Origin of the sequence: Nocardia sp. BMG111209 (genome assembly GCF_000381925.1) — a bacterium.
Lineage (GTDB): Bacteria > Actinomycetota > Actinomycetes > Mycobacteriales > Mycobacteriaceae > Nocardia.
The window spans coordinates 433,321-449,765 of sequence record NZ_KB907309.1; the positions used below are offsets into that span (position 1 = coordinate 433,321).

Genomic DNA, 16,445 nt, shown 5'->3' on the forward strand with positions numbered 1-16,445 from the left:
ACTGCTCACGCCCGCCGAGCGGGCGCCGAATATTGCACCCCAGACCGTAGCGGATGCGGGTTAATCGTCCTCGCGCCAGGCGTGGTCGCGGGCATCCTCGCGTTTGTTGCGGGACTGCACGATTTCCAGGGCCCGTTCGGCGGTGGCCTGATCCGGATACGGACCCATCCGATCCGCGAACCAGCATCGCTTGCCCTGCTCCGCACGGTGATGCTTGAGGCAGTAGTACCACTCGGAGTCAGCCATGTGATCAGGATCGCACGAGTCGCCGGCGCGTTCCGCGACACCTCCCGCCCCGGCAATTCCGGTAATGAATTGCAGTGATTCTGATCACAATTCCGCCGTCATCCCGGAATGAGCGGGACCGAAAAGGGCAGAGGGTACGAATCAGCCCCGGAGAGAAACATTTGCCGTGACCGGACGACAACACTTCACACTTTTCGGGCAGTCGCCGAACCGGCGGCCGGAAACTCCGTCACGGCCCTCCTCCGGCGAGCGCGGGGAGGGCCGTTCCGGATCGGTTCACTGCGCGGGCGCGAGCACCGGACTGTTGTGATAAGCGGCGATCAGCCATCGGCCGTACCGTTTCTCCAGTACCCAGGTCGCCTTGACCCTGCGCGCATCGTCGGGCACCTCGGTCTCGCCCGCGAACAGAATGGCGGATTCGCTGATCACGATCGCGCCGTCGCTGCCGACGAAACGGATACCGAGTTGTTCGTTCCAGGTCGAGCTGCCCGCGAGCGGCCCCTCGAAGGCCGCCGCCATACTCTGCCGGATCACATCCCGGCTGTCGCGGTAGGAGCCGGTCATGATGGCGGTCGCGTCCTCGGTGTAGTCGGCGACCATCCCGTCGGCGTCGCCGGCCGCCCAGGCCAGGTAGGAATCGGCCAGCACGGCCCGGATCGCGGCCACATCGTCCGCACGACTGTTCGACATCGGATTCTCCCTTGTCAACGGCCCGCCCGGGGACTTCCGGTGAGCTCGCCGGTATATACCGGCAGCCCGGGCAGGACTCATCGCGGGCACGGAAGAAAGTTTCCGGGCTGTCCACAGCCTGGGGACAACGAAAAACCCTCGGCCCGTGACACGGAACCGAGGGTTGTGGACGTGGCCAAGGCCGGGATCGAACCGGCGACCTTCCGCTTTTCAGGCGGACGCTCTACCAACTGAGCTACCTGGCCCGGGGGGCACCCGAACCGAATGCCCAGCAAAACTTGCGACCCTGACGGGACTCGAACCCGCGACCTCCGCCGTGACAGGGCGGCGCGCTAACCAACTGCGCCACAGGGCCATACTCTGTTCTGCTCTCATACAGTGTTGCCACTGTACCCCCTACGGGATTCGAACCCGCGCTACCGCCTTGAAAGGGCGGCGTCCTAGGCCGCTAGACGAAGGGGGCCCGCCGGATCTCTCCGGTCCGTTTCTCAACGGCTTCCGTTGGGAGCTCGCATAGCTTATGACAGGCTGGACACGATTCCCAAATCGGCAGGTCAGAGGCCACGTTGTGGACCAACTCGATCGTCGGCGGCGACATTCAGACGTCGAGCTCCTCCAGGCGCGCCGCGGCCCGCCAGCCGTACCGCCGGAACTCGTCGGCCCACTCGGGCGTCGCCATGGCCTCCACGATGACCTCCAGCGCCTCCTGGAACCTGGTACGCAGATCCATCGGGCCGCCCTGGACGTCGACGATGTAGCGCTGGCCCGCCAGGGCGGCGGACAGCGTGCGCGCGAACCGGTCCGGATCGGCGTCGGCGCGCAACTGTTTCTGTTCGATCGCCCGGACCGCCAGCAGGCGGGTGGCGCGGTCGACGATGCGCCCGCCGGCCGCCTTGGCGTCGCGATAGAACTCCGGCTCGATCACGAGCCGAAACTCGGCCTGGATGACGATGTCGTTCTCCAGCCGCAGCGCCACCTCGTCGACCATCCCGTGCAGCACGTCCACCGGACCGAGATCGGTTCGGGCGAGCCAGCGTTCGGAGGTCGCGCGGTAGCGCTCGACCGCCGATTCCAGTACCGCGCGGGCGAGGTCCTCCTTGGAGTCGAAGTGGAAGTACATGGCGCCCTTGGTGGCGTGCGACCCTTCCAATATCCGGTTCAACGATGCCGCGGCGTAGCCGCTCTTCCCGAATTCAACGGCGGCGGACCTGATGATCGCCGCCCGTGTCCGGCGGGCCCGCTCTTGCTGCCGTGCCATGCTCGAAACGCCTCCGAAGCTACTTGCCGCCGGTGTACTGCCAAGAGGGAACAGCCCCCGACGCGAAGTTATGAGATTTTCGAATACTTCAACTCAGGCTATTGCCCGGTTTTACAAACTTTCGGTACGAAAACTTCCGGGAAAACAGTCCCGAGACCCGGTGGTACAGTTTTCCCGCCCGGGTGCGCGGCAGGGGTGCACACCCGGGCATTTTCTTCGTCGTGGAACTGCCTCCTGTGACGTGGTCTTCGGAGCACCGCGATCGGCCTGACCGGTCGCGACACATTCGGGCACATCAACCTTCGGCCGAATCCCATCCCCCCGGGCACTGCCGGAACCTACGGAATTCACCAAGCGGTCACCGTACCTCGAATCGTTGCGCCCTGTAAGTCATACCGGCAAGTCAGTTCGTGCAATAGCGGTTGTAGGACATATGCAAATGGGCAGCTATCGAATTGTGCGAGATCCGCTGTCGCGAATTCCCGAACGTGGCGCCGGACGCACCGCCGGCCCCGCGCATCCCGGGCGAGACCGCCGCCCGCCGGGCCGCGACCGTCCGCGAACCGGGCCGGGCCGGACCACCGGATCAGCATGCTCACCTCCCGACCAAATACATTGCCACGCACAACGATTGGGTAATGTTTCCACACTTCCGCGCCGAAACAAATTGGGAAGCAAGAAGATTGCCTTGCGCGCGTCCCGGAAATGCAGGACATGTCAACAATCACCCACTCGCACCGCCACACCGGCGCCGCCGGCGGCCGCGCGAGCACCCGGGCGCACCTCCCGCGAACCTCCGCCGAATCGCGCCGACCTGGGCGGACATCCCGGCCCGGCGGGCCGGGCAGATACCGGTTACCACTTCCGCACCGCGCCCACTAGACTTGCCATCCGCGCCCCTATAGCTCAGTTGGTAGAGCTACGGACTTTTAATCCGCAGGTCCCAGGTTCGAGCCCTGGTGGGGGCACTCCGGCGGCGGGCCGGTGACCACGGTCACCGGCCCGCCGCCGTTCGTCATCCGGCCCGGCAAATCACGGGCCCGGCGGCCGGCGGCCGGGCGGGCCCGCCGGACCGGGGCCGTCACCGGCGGTCCCGTCGCCGGGGCCCGCGCATCGCACTCCCCCCGGGGACGGTTCGGCGCGTGCCGGCAACGCCCCGGCGGGCGGCGTTCCCGTTCATTACGAACAGATCGAGGAAAACAGACATCTCGCACACATCCCCCGAAGTGACGGAGAGATTTTCATATCGGAGACAACAGCCCGCCGACCTGGGCGACAGACCGGATACCGGATTCGGGCGAAGGGTGCGCGGTCACGGATGCGTCTGGACACGATCACGGCCGCGCCTACACTCGATAACGTTCCACGCACGCCGACGATGTCGTGTGAGGCGCACAACTCGAGCCTGTGAACTCATCGGGCGAGCTGTGAACTCGCCCAAGATGCGTTTCGCATCACCCTACGGTGACGTAGGGTATGGGCGCGGAGCATGGCCACGGCCCTCGGGGGGCGACCTGCACGATCGCACTTACCAGACTGATGAAGGACACGGATTTATGGCCAGGGATCTGACCCAACTCGAGCTTCTGTCTGAGCTGGAGCCGGTTGCCGCAGAGAACGTCGATCGACATATCTCGATGGCCAAGGAGTGGCACCCGCACGATTACGTCCCATGGGACGAGGGCCGCAACTTCGCCGCCATGGGGGGCGAGGACTGGGATCCGTCGCAATCTCGGCTGAGCGAGCTCGCCAAGGCCGCGATGATCACCAACCTGCTCACCGAGGACAATCTGCCCTCCTACCATCGCGAGATCGCCGAGAACTTCTCCCAGGACGGCCCCTGGGGCACCTGGGTCGGTCGCTGGACCGCCGAGGAGAACCGGCACGGCATCGTCATGCGCGACTATCTGGTGGTCACCCGCGCGGTGGACCCGGTGGCGCTGGAACAGGCCCGGATGATCCACATGACCAACGGGTTCGCCTCGCCCACCGAGGACGAGGCCGGCTTCCTGCACTCCGTCGCGTACGTGACGTTCCAGGAACTCGCCACCCGGGTGAGCCACCGCAACACCGGCAAGGTCTGCGACGACCCGATCGCCGATCGCATGCTGCAGCGCGTCGCCACCGACGAGAACCTGCACATGATCTTCTACCGCAACATGTGCGGTGCGGCCCTCGATCTGGCGCCCGATCAGGCGCTCGAGGCCGTCACCCTGATCCTGGAGAACTTCCAGATGCCCGGTGCGGGCATGCCCAACTTCCGCCGCAACGGTGTCATGATGGCCAAGCACGGCATCTACGACCTGCGGCAGCACCTGGAAGAGGTCATCCAGCCGGTCCTCAAGAAGTGGAAGATCTTCGAGCGCGACGACTTCACCGCACGCGGTGAGGCGGTGCGCGAGCGCCTGGGCCTGTTCCTGGAGCGCCTCGCCAAGGATGTCGTGAAGTTCGAGGAGCAGCGCGACCGCATGCTGGCCCGCGAGGCCGCCAAGCGCGAGCGCGAGGAGATCACCACCCTCGCCGGCTGACCGGCGGTGCCGGGTCCCCGAATTCCGCTGTGACCCCGGCCACTGCCGGCCGGATGCGAAAATGGGGACCATGACTACCGCCGTCGAGACACGAACCACCCTGCGGATCGGCCCCTACCAGGTCGATCCGCCGGTCGTGCTGGCGCCGATGGCCGGTATCACCAACGTCGCCTTCCGCACCCTGTGCCGCGAATTCGGCAGCGCCACTTCGCTGTACGTCTGCGAGATGATCACCGCCCGCGCGGTGGTGGAGCGCAACGAGAAGACACTGCACATGATGGCGTTCGGCCCCGGCGAACGGCCCCGCTCCATGCAGCTCTACGGCGTGGACCCGAAGACACTGGGCGAGGCCGTGCGGATCGTCGTCGGCGAGGGCTGGGCCGACCACATCGACGTCAACCTCGGCTGCCCGGTACCGAAGGTCACCCGGCTCGGCGGCGGCGCGGCCCTGCCCTACAAGCGCCGGCTGTTCCAGCAGATCGTGCGGACCATGGTCGCGGCCGCGGAACCGGCCGGCGTTCCGGTCACCTTCAAGTTCCGCATCGGCATCGACGACGACCACCACACCTATCTCGACACCGGCCGCATCGCCGAGGCCGAGGGCGCCGCCGCGGTCGCGCTGCACGCTCGCACCGCTGCGCAGCGGTATTCCGGCTCCGCCGACTGGTCCGCGATCGCCCGCCTCAAGGAGGCCGTCACCACCATCCCGGTGCTCGGCAACGGCGATATCTTCTCCGCCGCCGACGCCCTCACGATGGTCGCCGAAACCGGCTGCGACGGCGTCGTCGTCGGCCGCGGTTGCCTCGGCCGCCCGTGGCTGTTCGCCGAACTGTCCGCCGCCCTGCGCGGCGAGCCGATTCCGGTGGCCCCGGCGCTCGGCCGCGTCGGCGAGATCCTCTACCGCCACGCCGTGCTGCTGTCCGACCACGACGGCGAGGACAAGGCCATGCGCGATATCCGCAAGCACATGGCCTGGTACCTGATGGGCTTCCCGGTCGGCTCCGACCTGCGCCGCCGCTTCGCGACGGTCACCGGCCTCGCCGAACTCCAGGACCTCATCGGCCTGCTCGACCCCACCGCACCCTTCCCGGCCGACGCCGAGGGCCCCCGCGGCCGCCAGGGCTCCCCCGGCAAGGTCGTCCTCCCCGAAGGCTGGCTCGACGATCCGGAGGACGCCACCGTCCCCACCGCCGCCGACGTGATGCATTCCGGCGGCTGAGTCCGCGTGGCTGACACGTAACCTCCGGGTTCGCCGGATTCGCCGGATCGGCGTGCGAGGATCGTGCACTCGAGGCATCTCCGCGCGTATCCCACGGCCGGGACCTGGGACCACCGTTCCGGTACGGCGACCCGAGCGAAGCGAGGTTTCGTGACCGGTGGTGGTGAGGATGGAACCGAGGAACCGCCCGCGTTCCTGCGGCGCGCGCCGTGGGAGCGACTGCCCGCCGCGCGGCCGTCCGCTGCCGTGGTCGCGGAATTTCCGGTCATCCGGGTCGCGGCACCGGGTGTCGTGAAGCAGACGGACAGCCCGCTCGCGACACCGGAGGCCGCAGGGTCGTCGCATCTCTCGCTCGTCGCACCGGACGGCACGCAGTCACCGGACCGCACCGCAGCGGGCTCCGCAGAGTCGTCGAGCATCCCGCTCGGCGCGGCGGGCTCTGCACAGCCACCGGACATCTCGCTCGTCGCACCGGACGCCGAGCGGTCACCGGATATCCCGCTCGCCGCACCGGACCCTGCACAGCGACCGGACATCTCGCTCGTCACAGCGGACTCCGCACAGCCACCGGACATCTCACTGGTCGCATCGGATATCGCGGAATCCCCGGAACTGCCGGCCGACGGCGGCCAGGTGGCGGCCGGCCGGGCCTTGGGGACCGCGCGGTGGGGTGTGCGGATCGCGGCGGCGGGGTGTGCGATCGGGCTGCTCACCGCCAGTGGGGTGGGCTGGCGTTTCCTGCGGTCCACCGACGACGGGTTCAACCGGGTCGCGGCGCTGGATGTGAACTCCGCCGATATCGTCGACCCGCTCGGCCAGCTCGGGGACGAGAACTATCTGATCGTCGGCACCGATTCGCGGGCCGGCGCCAACGGGCAGATCGGCGCGGGTACCACCGACGATGCCGACGGCGCCCGCGCCGACACCGTGATGCTGGTGAACATTCCGGCCAGCCGGCAGCGGGCCGTGGTGGTGTCGTTCCCGCGCGATCTGGACGTCAGCCGTCCCGCCTGCGAGGCGTGGAACAACGAGAAGGCCGTCTACACCGGGCAGACGTACTACGCGGCCAACGGCGAGAAACTCAACGGCGTGTACGCGCTCGGCGGCCCGAAATGCCTGACCAAGGTGATCCAGAAGCTGTCCGGGCTGAAGATCAACCATTTCGTGGGCATGGACTTCAGCGGATTCCAGGCGATGGTCGACACCCTCGGCGGCGTCGAGGTGTGCGCCTCCCGGCCGATCGTCGACGGGCAGCTGGGCACGGTCCTGACCAGCGCCGGACGGCAGGTCATCGACGGTTCCACGGCCCTGGACTACGTGCGCGCGCGGCACGTGTACGGCGAGCAGCGCAGCGACTACGACCGGATCAACCGCCAGCAGCGGTTCCTGTCCTCGCTGCTTCGCTCGGCGGTGTCGAATCGGGTGCTCCTGGATCCGGCCCGGCTGCGGGGGCTGGTCGAGGCGTTCACCGGCCATGCCTTCATGGACAACGTCAGTACCGGCGATCTGCTTACGCTGGGCCGCTCGCTGCAGCGGCTGGAGACCGGTTCGGTCACCTTCGTGACCCTGCCCACCGGCGGCACAACGACCTACGGCAACGAGATCCCGCGCGAATCCGATATCAAGGCGCTGTTCCGGGCGATCATCGACGACCAGCCGCTGCCCGGCGAGGTGAAATCCCCGGCGATCGGCATCCCCGCGCCGCCGGTCCGGTACGCCGCCGTCGATCCGGCCGCGGTGCAGGTGCGGGTGTCGAACGCGTCCGGCGTGCCCGGCCTGGCCGCGGGTGCGGCTCCGAAGTTGTCCGACCAGGGCTTCCAGGTGGCGGGCGTCGGCAATCTGGCCGACGGCGGCAACGCCGGTACCCGGGTGCGGTATTCGGCGGGACACGAGGCCGAGGCCGCCACGCTCGCCTCGGCGCTGCCCGGCGCCACGCTGGAATCGGTCGCCGGGCTCGGCGCACTGGTCGAGGTCGCGCTCGGCGCCGATTTCACCGGGACCGTGCAGGCCCCGAGCCCGCCCGGCAGCCTGCTGCCGGAGGCGCCGGAGGCGGTCGCGTTGTCGGCTCCGGTCACCCTGCCCGCCGACCTGGAACATCGCAACGCCGCCGATGACATCTGTAAATAGCGGCTCGCTACCGGAAAATTTCCCGCAAGTAGCGGGCAACACCGGTGGTTCACCCACCGTTGGTGACCCGGTCAGGGCTTCCCACTACTGTGTGTCTCCATGCGTGTCATCTACAACGAACAAATGGCGGAGCTCGCCGCTCTGCTGGGCGAGATGGCCGGCCTCGCCGGGTCGGCCATGGAGCGGGCCACCCAGGCGCTGCTGCAGGCGGATCTGCATCTGGCCGAACAGGTCATCTCCGAATCCGATCGCATCGGCGAGATGAACACGCTGGCCGAGGAGAAGGCCTTCGCCCTCCTGGCCCTGCAGGCGCCGGTGGCCGGCGATCTGCGCCAGGTGGTCAGCACCATCCAGATCGTCGCCGATGTGAACCGGATGGGCGCGCTGGCGCTGCACGTCGCCAAGGTCGCGCGCCGCCGCCACCCGAACCACGCCCTGCCCGAGGCCGTCAACGGCTACTTCGCGGAGATGGGCCGGGTCGCGGTGGCCATGGCCACCGCGGCCAAGGATGTGCTGGAGACCCGCGATCCGGAACGCGCCGCCGAACTCAGCGGCGACGACGACGCGATGGACGACCTGCATCGGCACCTGTTCACGCTGCTCATGGACCGCGAATGGAAGCACGGCGTCGCCGCCGCGGTGGATGTGACGCTGCTCGGCCGCTACTACGAGCGGTTCGCCGATCATGCCGTCGAGATCGGCCGCCGGGTGGTCTTCCTGGTGACCGGCGTGCTGCCCGCGGATCCGGACGCGGAGATCGAGCACATCTAGGATTGCGCCGAGGATCCGAAGAGGAGATCCTCGGCCCACGGCACGCGACGAGGGCCCCGGGGAATTACCCCGGGGCCCTCGGCCTGTCCGAACTCTCGGCCGATCTAGCCGAACCGACCGGAGATGTAGTCCTCGGTCTCCTTGCGCGACGGGTTGGAGAAGATCTTCTCCGTCTCATCGATCTCGATGAGCTTGCCCGGCTTGCCCTGCGCCTCCAGGTTGAAGAAGGCCGTCTGATCGCTCACGCGCGCCGCCTGCTGCATGTTGTGCGTGACGATGACGATGGTGAACTCCTTCTTCAGCTCGGCGATCAGATCCTCGATCGCCAGCGTGGAGATGGGGTCCAGCGCCGAACAGGGCTCGTCCATCAGCAGCACGTCCGGGGACACCGCGATGGCCCGGGCGATGCACAACCGCTGCTGCTGACCGCCGGAGAGGCCGCCGCCCGGCTTGTCCAGCCGGTCCTTGACCTCGTTCCAGAGGTTGGCGCCACGCAACGAGCGCTCGGCGACCTCGTCGAGTTCCTTCTTGCCGCGCACACCCTGCAGCTTCAGCCCGGCCACCACGTTGTCGCGAATCGACATGGTGGGGAACGGGTTCGGCCGCTGGAACACCATGCCGATGGTGCGGCGCACGCCGACCGGATCGACGCTGGCGCCGTAGATGTCCTCGCCGTCGAGCAGCACCCCGCCCTCGACCCGGGCATTCGGGGTGACCTCGTGCATCCGGTTCAGCGAGCGCAGCACGGTGGACTTACCGCAACCGGACGGACCGATGAAGGCGGTGACGCTGCGCGGCAGCACGGTCAGCGCGACGCCGGCGACGGCGTGGAACTTCCCGTAGTAGATGTTCAGATCTTTGACATCGATCCGCTTGGCCATGTGATATTCCGTTCCGCCTCTATCGGTTCCGCGTGAGCAGCTTGTTCGCCGCCGCCGCGGCGAGGTACAGCAGCGCGATGATCGCGATCAACGTGAAGGCCGCGCCCCACACCCGGGCCCGGCCGGCGGGCTCCGGGTTGGACAGCTCCTGATAGATCATCAGCGGCAGCGATGCCATGTTCCCGTTGAAGATGTTGTAGTTGATCGACTTCGAGTAGCCGACCAGCACCAGCACCGGCGCGGTCTCGCCCATGACGCGGGCCAGCGCCAGCAGCATGCCGCTGATCATGCCGGGGGCCGCGGTGGGTACGACGATCCGCAGGATCGTCTTCCACTTCGGGATGCCGAGCGCGTACGACGCCTCGCGCAGCTCGTCGGGGACGAGTTTCAGCATTTCCTCGGTACTGCGCACCACCACGGGCAGCATCAGCAGCACCAGCGCCAGCGATACCGCGAACGCGCTCTGCGGGAAGCCGAAGGTCGCGATCCAGAGGGCGAAGACGAACAGCGCGGCGACGATCGACGGCACACCGGCGAGGATGTCGACCATGAAGGTGGTGACCTTCGCCAGCAGGCCGCGGCCGTACTCGACGAGGAAGATCGCCGCCAGGATGCCCAGCGGCACCGCGATCACCGCGGCCATCGCCGACTGGATGATCGTGCCGTAGATGGCGTGGTAGACACCGCCGCCGTACTGGTCGGGCAGGATGCCGCGCTGCGACCTGGTCCACCAGCCGTTGCGGGTGGCGGCGTGCAGACCCTTCTGGATGACCAGGATCAGCACCCAGCCCAGCGGCACCAGCGCGATGGCGAAGCACAGCCACATGACCACCGTGGCGAGGTTGTTGCGGAGCTTGCGCGAGGCGCTCACGTCCCGGAAGGTCGGCGCCTTGATCGGGCGGTCGAGAGTCGTGGTGGACATCAGCCGTTGACCTTCCCGCCGGCCGCGATCCGGGCGAGCGCGTTGACCACGAAGGTCAGCGCGAACAGCACGAAGCCCGCGGCGATGTAGGCGCCGGTGGGCAGCGCCTGACTGAATTCGGAAGCGGCCGAGGCGATCTTCGAGGCGAAGGTGTACCCGCCGTCGAACAGCGACCAGTGGCCGGCCTTGGCGGCGGTGTGCAGCACGATGAGGACCGCGATGGTCTCACCGAGCGCGCGGCCGAGCCCGAGCATGGAACCGGCGATCACACCACTGCGGCCGTACGGCAGCACGGTCATCCGCACCACCTCCCACTTGGTGGCGCCCAGCGCCTGGGCGGCCTCGATGTGGGCGCGCGGGGTGAGGTTGAAGACCTCGCGGCTCACCGAGGTGATGATCGGCAGGATCATCACGGCGAGCACGATGCCGGCGGTGAAGATGGTGCCACCGCCGGTCACCGAGACATTGCCGGTATCGAAAAGGAAGAACCAGCCGAGATTGTCGTTCAGGAACTGCTCCACCGGAGACAGTTTCTCGGCCAGAACCAGGATTCCCCACAGACCGAACACGATCGAAGGCACCGCCGCCAGCAGATCCACCAGGATCGCGAACGGACGGGCGAGCGCCTTCGGCGCGTACTGGGTCAGGAACAATGCGATCCCGACACCCAGCGGCACCGCGATCACCAATGCCATGAGCGAACTGAGCACGGTCACCGCGAACAGGTCGCGGATACCGAAGCGCAGATTGTTCGCGTCACGGACATTGAATTCCGTGCTGGCGAAGAAATTCGCCTTGTTGGCCGCCACCGACGGCACCGCGCGGATCAAGAGGAACAAAGCGATCAGCGCGATCGCAGCGACGATCGTCGCGCCCGCGGCCGTGGCCAGCGAGCGGAACGCGAATTCCGCGTTCTTGCTGTGCGAACGCCCGCCTCGGGCCTTGATCGGCGTCGAGGGTTCGGGCGTGCTCTCGAGGGACATGGTGGCGGCTTCTCCGCCCGCCCGCGGGTCGGTCTCGGTGGACCTACCCGCGGGGGCGACTTCGTCGTGCACGGTCATGGGGAGGCTGCAATCAGTTGATGGCGTTGATGGCGGTGGTCAGCTTGGCCTTGAACGCGTCCGGCAGCGGGATGTACCCGGCCGTGTCCAGGCCCGCCTGACCGTTACCGACCGCGGAGGTCAGGAACGCCTTGACCGCCTTGGCGGTGTTGGCATCGGCGTACTTCGAGCACACGACCTCGTAGGTGGCCAGCATGATCGGGTAGGCGCCGGCCTGGGTCGGCTTGTAGAAGGAGCTGGTGTCCAGCACCAGGTCGTTGCCGGTGCCCTTGACCTGCACGCCGGCGACGGCCTTCTGCGCGGAGTCGATGGTCAGCGCGACCGGGGTCGGGCCCGCGGAGGTGACGACCGACGCGATGTTCAGGCTCTGCGACTTGGCGAAGGACCACTCGTTGTAGGTGATGGCGCCCTTGGTGCTCTTGATGATCGCCGAGGTGCCTTCGTTGCCCTTCGCACCCTCACCGGTGCCGCCCGCGAACGCCTTGCCGGCGCCCTTGCCCCAGGCACCGTTCGACGCGGCGTCCAGGTACAGCTGGAAGTTGTCGGTGGTGCCGGAGTCGTCGCTGCGGTAGATCACATGGATCGCGTCGCTCGGCAGGTTGACACCGGCGTTCAGCGCCTTGATGGCCGGGTCGTCCCACTTGGTGATGCCACCGTTGAAGATCTTGGCGGCGGTCGGGCCGTCCAGGTTCAGCTTGGTGACGTCACCCAGGTTGAAGGTGATCGCGATGGGACCGAAGACGGTCGGCAGATTCCACGCGTCCGAGGCGCAGCGGGCCTTGGCCTTGTCCGGCTCCTGGTTCTTCGCGCTCAGCGGCGAGTCGGTGCCACCGAAATCGGTCTGGCCACCGATGAACTCGTTGACACCGGCACCCGAACCACTGGAGGTGTAGTCCAGGTTGTAGCCGTCGCAGTTCTGCTGGTAGGCGGCGACGAAACGGTCCATCGCGTTCTTCTGAGCCGAGGAGCCGCTGGCCTTCAGAGCCTTCTTGCCACCACAGTCGACGGACGTCTTGGCCACGCTGGAGCCACCGGACGACTGGTTGGAGTTGTCGTCGCTGCCACAGGCAGAAAGGGTCAGAGCGCCGGCCGCAGCCAGCACACCGAGGAGAGCGCTCGTGCGCTTGAGATTCACCTAGTCCTCCGGGAATCGTGTCGTACACGCCCGATCCCTCAACGATCGGGCGGGCGCGGTGGTGAGCAATTCACAGGGAACACTGCGCACCAGGCAGCGATGCGCCGCCCACAAGTAACGTAGGGTGGGTCGGTTGACAGCGAGACCTGGGTAAGTGAACGAAGAGTGAACAACCCGGCGCGATTCCAAGTCCCGATTGTGAGATTAACCGCAATGTAACTCGAGTCTCGAGCCGCCCGAAATCGCCGGTTCGCGGCGCTCGGCCGCCGGTCCCACGGACCGGTTCAGCCCACCGCGGTATAGGCGGCGTCGACGTGCGCCACCTCGAAACCCAGCCGGGTGTAGGTGTGCACGGCGGCCGTGTTGTCGGCCTCGGTGTAGAGCAGGACCTCGCCCGGTCCGCGCTCGCGCAGGTAGTGCAGGCCCGCCAGGGTCAGCAGGCGGCCCAGGCCACGGCCCTGACCGGCCGGATCGACGGCCACCACGTAGACCTCGCCGACCGCCGGTTCCGTCGGCGTCGCCGGATGCACCTTCGTCCAGTGGAAGCCCAGGATCTTGTCGGGATCGGCCGGATCGACGGCGATGAACAGCCCCGCCGGATCGAACCAGTCCGACTCCCGCCGCGCCGCGATATCGGCCGCCGTCCATCCGCCCTGTTCCGGATGCCAATCGAAGGCCGCGCCGTTGACCCGCAGCAGTTCCGCGTCGTCGGCCGGACCGGCGTAGGTGCGCAGTTCGAGGCCGCTGGGGACCAGCAGTTCCGGTAGCTCACCGGTTGCAAGCCCGCGGCGCATCTGCCACAGTTCCCGGGCCACGCGCAGGCCGAGCCGACCGGCCACCGCCCGCGCGGAGGCCAGATTGCCGTGCGCCCAGACCCGGGCCTCCGGTCCGCCGGCCGCCAGCGCCGCCGCGACCAGAGCGGCCCCGAGACCGCGGCCTCGCTGTCTGGGGTCGACCAGGACCTCGGCCATGGCCGGATGCTCGCCGTGCGCGGGCACCAGGTTGGCGTAGCCCGCCACCTCTCCGTCCCGGTCCGCGACCAGGTGTCGGGCCGGTGATTCGGAGGTGAACGACAGCAGCACTTGTTCGGACAAGGGGTCGACTCCGTCGGCCGCGACCGCCCGCTCGAACGCGCGGCGCACACCCGCGGCGGTCTCGTCGTCCAGCGCGACGGCCCAGTCACCCGGGCCCGGCGCCTGCGGGCGGGCCGTCGTCTCGGATTCCGTCACGACAGCGATCCGTTGGCCGGAGCCAGCTGCGAGTCGTCGGTGCCCTCGACATCGTCGTCGGCGAAGGTGGTGGCCGGTTCGCCCTTACCGCTGGCGGTGCGGGCCGGACGCACGGCCTTGTAGCCCACGTTGCGCACGGTACCGATCAGCGATTCGTATTCGCTGCCGAGTTTGGCGCGTAATCGCCGCACATGGACGTCGACCGTGCGGGTACCGCCGAAGAAGTCGTAACCCCACACCTCCTGCAGCAACTGGGCGCGGGTGAAGACCCGGCCGGCGTGCTGGGCGAGGTACTTGAGGAGCTCGAATTCCTTGTACGTGAGATCGAGCGGCCGGCCGCGCAGCCGGGCGGTGTAGGTGCCCTCGTCGATGACCAGCTCGCCGAGCGTGATCTTGCCGGTGTTCTCCGGGCTCGCGGCGCCGCCGTTGCGGGCCACCAGCAACCGCAGCCGGGCGTCGAGTTCGGCCGGGCCGGTGCCGGGCAGCAGGATGTCGTCCAGACCCCAGTCCGCGTTCACGGCCACCAGACCGCCCTCGGTCAGTACTGCCACCACGGGAACCGACGAGCCGGTACTGCCGAGCAGCCGGCACAGGCCGCGCGCGGCGGCCAGATCGGTGCGGGCGTCGACCAGTGCCACATCCGCGGTACCGGCCTCGAGCAGCGAGGCGACCTCGGTGGGCGCGGGCCGGACGTTGTGCGGCAACAAGGCCAGCGAAGGCAACACCGACTCCGGATTCGGGTCGGATGTCAGCAGGAGCAGCTCCATTCAGCTCTCCTCCCAATCTGGCATGTCCGCGGCAACCTCGGTGTCTTTCGCGAATCCATGCAAGTCTGCACAGGTAATTCGTGCCTACATTAGCGCGTCCGTCCCGTTCACCACGCATTCCGGGCAACCTACCCAGCTCGGGGCCACGGACCCCCGGGCCGGCGGGGGGTACAACAGATATCGTGCGTACATGGGTAACTCCCCGGGAAACTCCCATCCGAGCGGCACACACGCAGGACCTGTGACCAACGACGGGCCCACGCGTGGGGAGACGGGGCGGCGCGGAATCGTCGTGCGCCGGGTGATCGGCGCGGTGGTGCTGGTGGCCGCGCTCGCGGTGGTGGCGGACTTCACCACGGCGGCCTATTCCGAGTACCGCGTGTCGCGATCGCTGCGCGCCGGCGCCCAGTTGTCGGCCGATCCCGAGGTCACCATCCACGGCTTCCCGTTCCTCGTGCAGGCGGTGCGCGGGACCTACCGCACGGTGGACATCCGCGCCCGCGCGGTGCGGCCCGACATCCCGGGCGAGATCGTGGTGGAGGCGACGCTGAGCCGCGCGCACGTACCGCCCGGCGATCTGGCCGACGTCCACCTGCATTCGGTGCCGGTCGACGAGGTGGCCGGCCGGATGCGCATCGAACCGGTCGAACTGGGCCGGCTGTTCCGGATTCCCGACCTCTCGGTGCAGCTGAAACCCGTCGACAAGGACAAGTCCGACGACGGCACACCGGGATCGGACAACAGCGACGGCAGCGACGGCTCGGACAACTCGGCGGACGGGCCGGTGAGCACCACCAGTAAACTGGTACTCACCGGCACCATCCTGACCGGCATCGAGCCGCGCACCACCCAGCGGGTGAGCGTGCAGGCGGATCTCCTGCTCGACGGGGATCAGGTGCGCATCGTCGCCACCGATCTCTACAAGGACAAGGAGAAGGACTCCGCCACCGCGACCATCTCGACGCCGGTCGTGGAGGGGCCGTTGTTGGACAAGTCGGTGGTCCTGAGCCGGTTCACCCGCACCATCGACACCCGCGATCTGCCGTTCGGTGTGCACCCGAACAAGGTGAAGACCGAATACGGCGGCATCGTCGTGGAAGGTAAAGGTGAGGACGTGACGATCGATATGGACAGGTTCGCGAGACCATGACGGCGCTGATCATCCTGGTGGTCGTCCTGCTGGCCGCGCTGGCCGCGGGGCTGATCCTGAAGAGCCGCGAGGGCCGGGCCCGCGAGACCCCGGGCAGGGGCGCCGCGGCCGGTGCGGCCGACGCGCGCGCCGGACTGCTGGCCGCCGCCGGCATCACCCCGGACACCCCCGTGATCCTGCATTTCTCCGCCGACTGGTGTGGCCCGTGCGCGGCCGTGCGCCGGGTGGTGGCCGGCGTCGTCACCGGCCTGGCCGACAGTCCGCAACCGCCGCGCGACGTCGAGATCGATATCGACGCGCAGCCCGCGCTGGCCCGGGAACTCAACGTGCTGTCGCTGCCCACCACCTTCGTCTTCGACGCCGCGGGCCGGGAGCGCTTCCGGATCTCCGGGGTGCCGCGGGCCGCCGATCTGCACAGTGCGGTCCGCCCGCTGACCGTGCCACAGGTCGCCTGAACCGCG

15 protein-coding genes and 4 tRNA genes are annotated in these 16,445 nt (G+C 68.1%); 7 read left to right on the forward strand and 12 right to left on the reverse strand.

Features of this window, described 5'->3' with window-relative positions; translation table 11 throughout:
* Positions 1-60: 60 nt before the first annotated feature.
* The 6 genes from G361_RS0133055 to G361_RS0133080 all read right to left on the reverse strand — a co-directional run bounded on the left by G361_RS0133055 (position 61) and on the right by G361_RS0133080 (position 2,194).
* The gene (locus tag G361_RS0133055) at positions 61-246 is read right to left on the reverse strand and encodes a hypothetical protein (RefSeq protein ID WP_019931427.1); all 186 of its coding nucleotides are present in this window, start codon (positions 244-246) and stop codon (positions 61-63) included.
* A 276-nt stretch (positions 247-522) separates the two neighbouring features.
* Positions 523-936 carry an SgcJ/EcaC family oxidoreductase gene (locus G361_RS0133060; RefSeq protein WP_026343798.1) on the reverse strand — a complete coding sequence of 138 codons (414 nt, stop codon included), beginning with the start codon at positions 934-936 and terminating at the stop codon, positions 523-525.
* A 172-nt stretch (positions 937-1,108) separates the two neighbouring features.
* Positions 1,109-1,181: transfer RNA gene (locus tag G361_RS0133065), tRNA-Phe, on the reverse strand.
* Positions 1,182-1,217: 36 nt separating this feature from the next.
* Positions 1,218-1,291 (reverse strand) — tRNA-Asp (locus G361_RS0133070).
* 35 nt (positions 1,292-1,326) lie between these two features.
* A tRNA-Glu gene (locus tag G361_RS0133075) sits at positions 1,327-1,399 on the reverse strand.
* Positions 1,400-1,534: 135 nt separating this feature from the next.
* The gene (locus G361_RS0133080; protein WP_019931429.1) at positions 1,535-2,194 is read right to left on the reverse strand and encodes a TetR/AcrR family transcriptional regulator; all 660 of its coding nucleotides are present in this window, start codon (positions 2,192-2,194) and stop codon (positions 1,535-1,537) included.
* Between the two features lie 895 nt (positions 2,195-3,089).
* Here G361_RS0133080 and G361_RS0133085 point away from each other — a divergent pair.
* The 5 genes from G361_RS0133085 to phoU all read left to right on the forward strand — a co-directional run bounded on the left by G361_RS0133085 (position 3,090) and on the right by phoU (position 8,839).
* Positions 3,090-3,162, forward strand: a tRNA-Lys gene (locus tag G361_RS0133085).
* A gap of 588 nt (positions 3,163-3,750) precedes the next feature.
* The gene (locus tag G361_RS0133090; protein WP_019931430.1) at positions 3,751-4,722 is read left to right on the forward strand and encodes an acyl-ACP desaturase; all 972 of its coding nucleotides are present in this window, start codon (positions 3,751-3,753) and stop codon (positions 4,720-4,722) included.
* Between the two features lie 70 nt (positions 4,723-4,792).
* Positions 4,793-5,941, forward strand: a complete 1,149-nt coding sequence (dusB, locus tag G361_RS0133095; RefSeq protein WP_019931431.1) for a tRNA dihydrouridine synthase DusB — start codon at positions 4,793-4,795, stop codon at positions 5,939-5,941.
* Positions 5,942-6,091: 150 nt separating this feature from the next.
* The gene (locus G361_RS0133100; protein WP_019931432.1) at positions 6,092-8,068 is read left to right on the forward strand and encodes an LCP family protein; all 1,977 of its coding nucleotides are present in this window, start codon (positions 6,092-6,094) and stop codon (positions 8,066-8,068) included.
* A gap of 99 nt (positions 8,069-8,167) precedes the next feature.
* Positions 8,168-8,839: a phosphate signaling complex protein PhoU gene (gene phoU / locus G361_RS0133105; RefSeq protein WP_019931433.1), complete on the forward strand. Its 672-nt coding sequence runs from the start codon at positions 8,168-8,170 to the stop codon at positions 8,837-8,839.
* Between the two features lie 104 nt (positions 8,840-8,943).
* Here phoU and pstB read toward each other — a convergent pair whose 3' ends face one another.
* The 6 genes from pstB to G361_RS0133135 all read right to left on the reverse strand — a co-directional run bounded on the left by pstB (position 8,944) and on the right by G361_RS0133135 (position 14,834).
* Entirely contained in the window at positions 8,944-9,720 is a 777-nt protein-coding gene (gene pstB, locus G361_RS0133110; protein WP_019931434.1) for a phosphate ABC transporter ATP-binding protein PstB, read from the reverse strand.
* A gap of 19 nt (positions 9,721-9,739) precedes the next feature.
* Positions 9,740-10,642, reverse strand: a complete 903-nt coding sequence (pstA, locus tag G361_RS0133115; protein WP_019931435.1) for a phosphate ABC transporter permease PstA — start codon at positions 10,640-10,642, stop codon at positions 9,740-9,742.
* Positions 10,642-11,703 carry a phosphate ABC transporter permease subunit PstC gene (gene pstC, locus G361_RS0133120; RefSeq protein ID WP_019931436.1) on the reverse strand — a complete coding sequence of 354 codons (1,062 nt, stop codon included), beginning with the start codon at positions 11,701-11,703 and terminating at the stop codon, positions 10,642-10,644. The genes pstA and pstC overlap by 1 nt, the downstream gene beginning before the upstream one ends.
* Before the next feature lie 13 nt (positions 11,704-11,716).
* Complete coding sequence (gene pstS / locus G361_RS0133125) at positions 11,717-12,838, reverse strand: phosphate ABC transporter substrate-binding protein PstS (RefSeq protein ID WP_026343800.1); 1,122 nt, start codon at positions 12,836-12,838, stop codon at positions 11,717-11,719.
* A gap of 284 nt (positions 12,839-13,122) precedes the next feature.
* Positions 13,123-14,067, reverse strand: coding sequence for a mycothiol synthase (gene mshD, locus G361_RS0133130; protein ID WP_019931438.1), 945 nt, complete (start codon positions 14,065-14,067; stop codon positions 13,123-13,125).
* Entirely contained in the window at positions 14,064-14,834 is a 771-nt protein-coding gene (locus tag G361_RS0133135; RefSeq protein ID WP_019931439.1) for a response regulator transcription factor, read from the reverse strand. Before G361_RS0133135 ends, mshD begins: the two co-directional genes overlap by 4 nt.
* A 292-nt stretch (positions 14,835-15,126) precedes the next feature.
* Here G361_RS0133135 and G361_RS0133140 point away from each other — a divergent pair, with 292 nt between their 5' ends.
* Positions 15,127-15,984 (forward strand): LmeA family phospholipid-binding protein, encoded by an 858-nt coding sequence (locus tag G361_RS0133140; protein WP_019931440.1) that lies wholly within the window; start codon positions 15,127-15,129, stop codon positions 15,982-15,984.
* On the forward strand, positions 15,981-16,439 hold the full coding sequence (locus G361_RS0133145) for a thioredoxin family protein (protein ID WP_019931441.1): 459 nt from the start codon (positions 15,981-15,983) through the stop codon (positions 16,437-16,439). The genes G361_RS0133140 and G361_RS0133145 overlap by 4 nt, the downstream gene beginning before the upstream one ends.
* Positions 16,440-16,445: the final 6 nt, after the last annotated feature.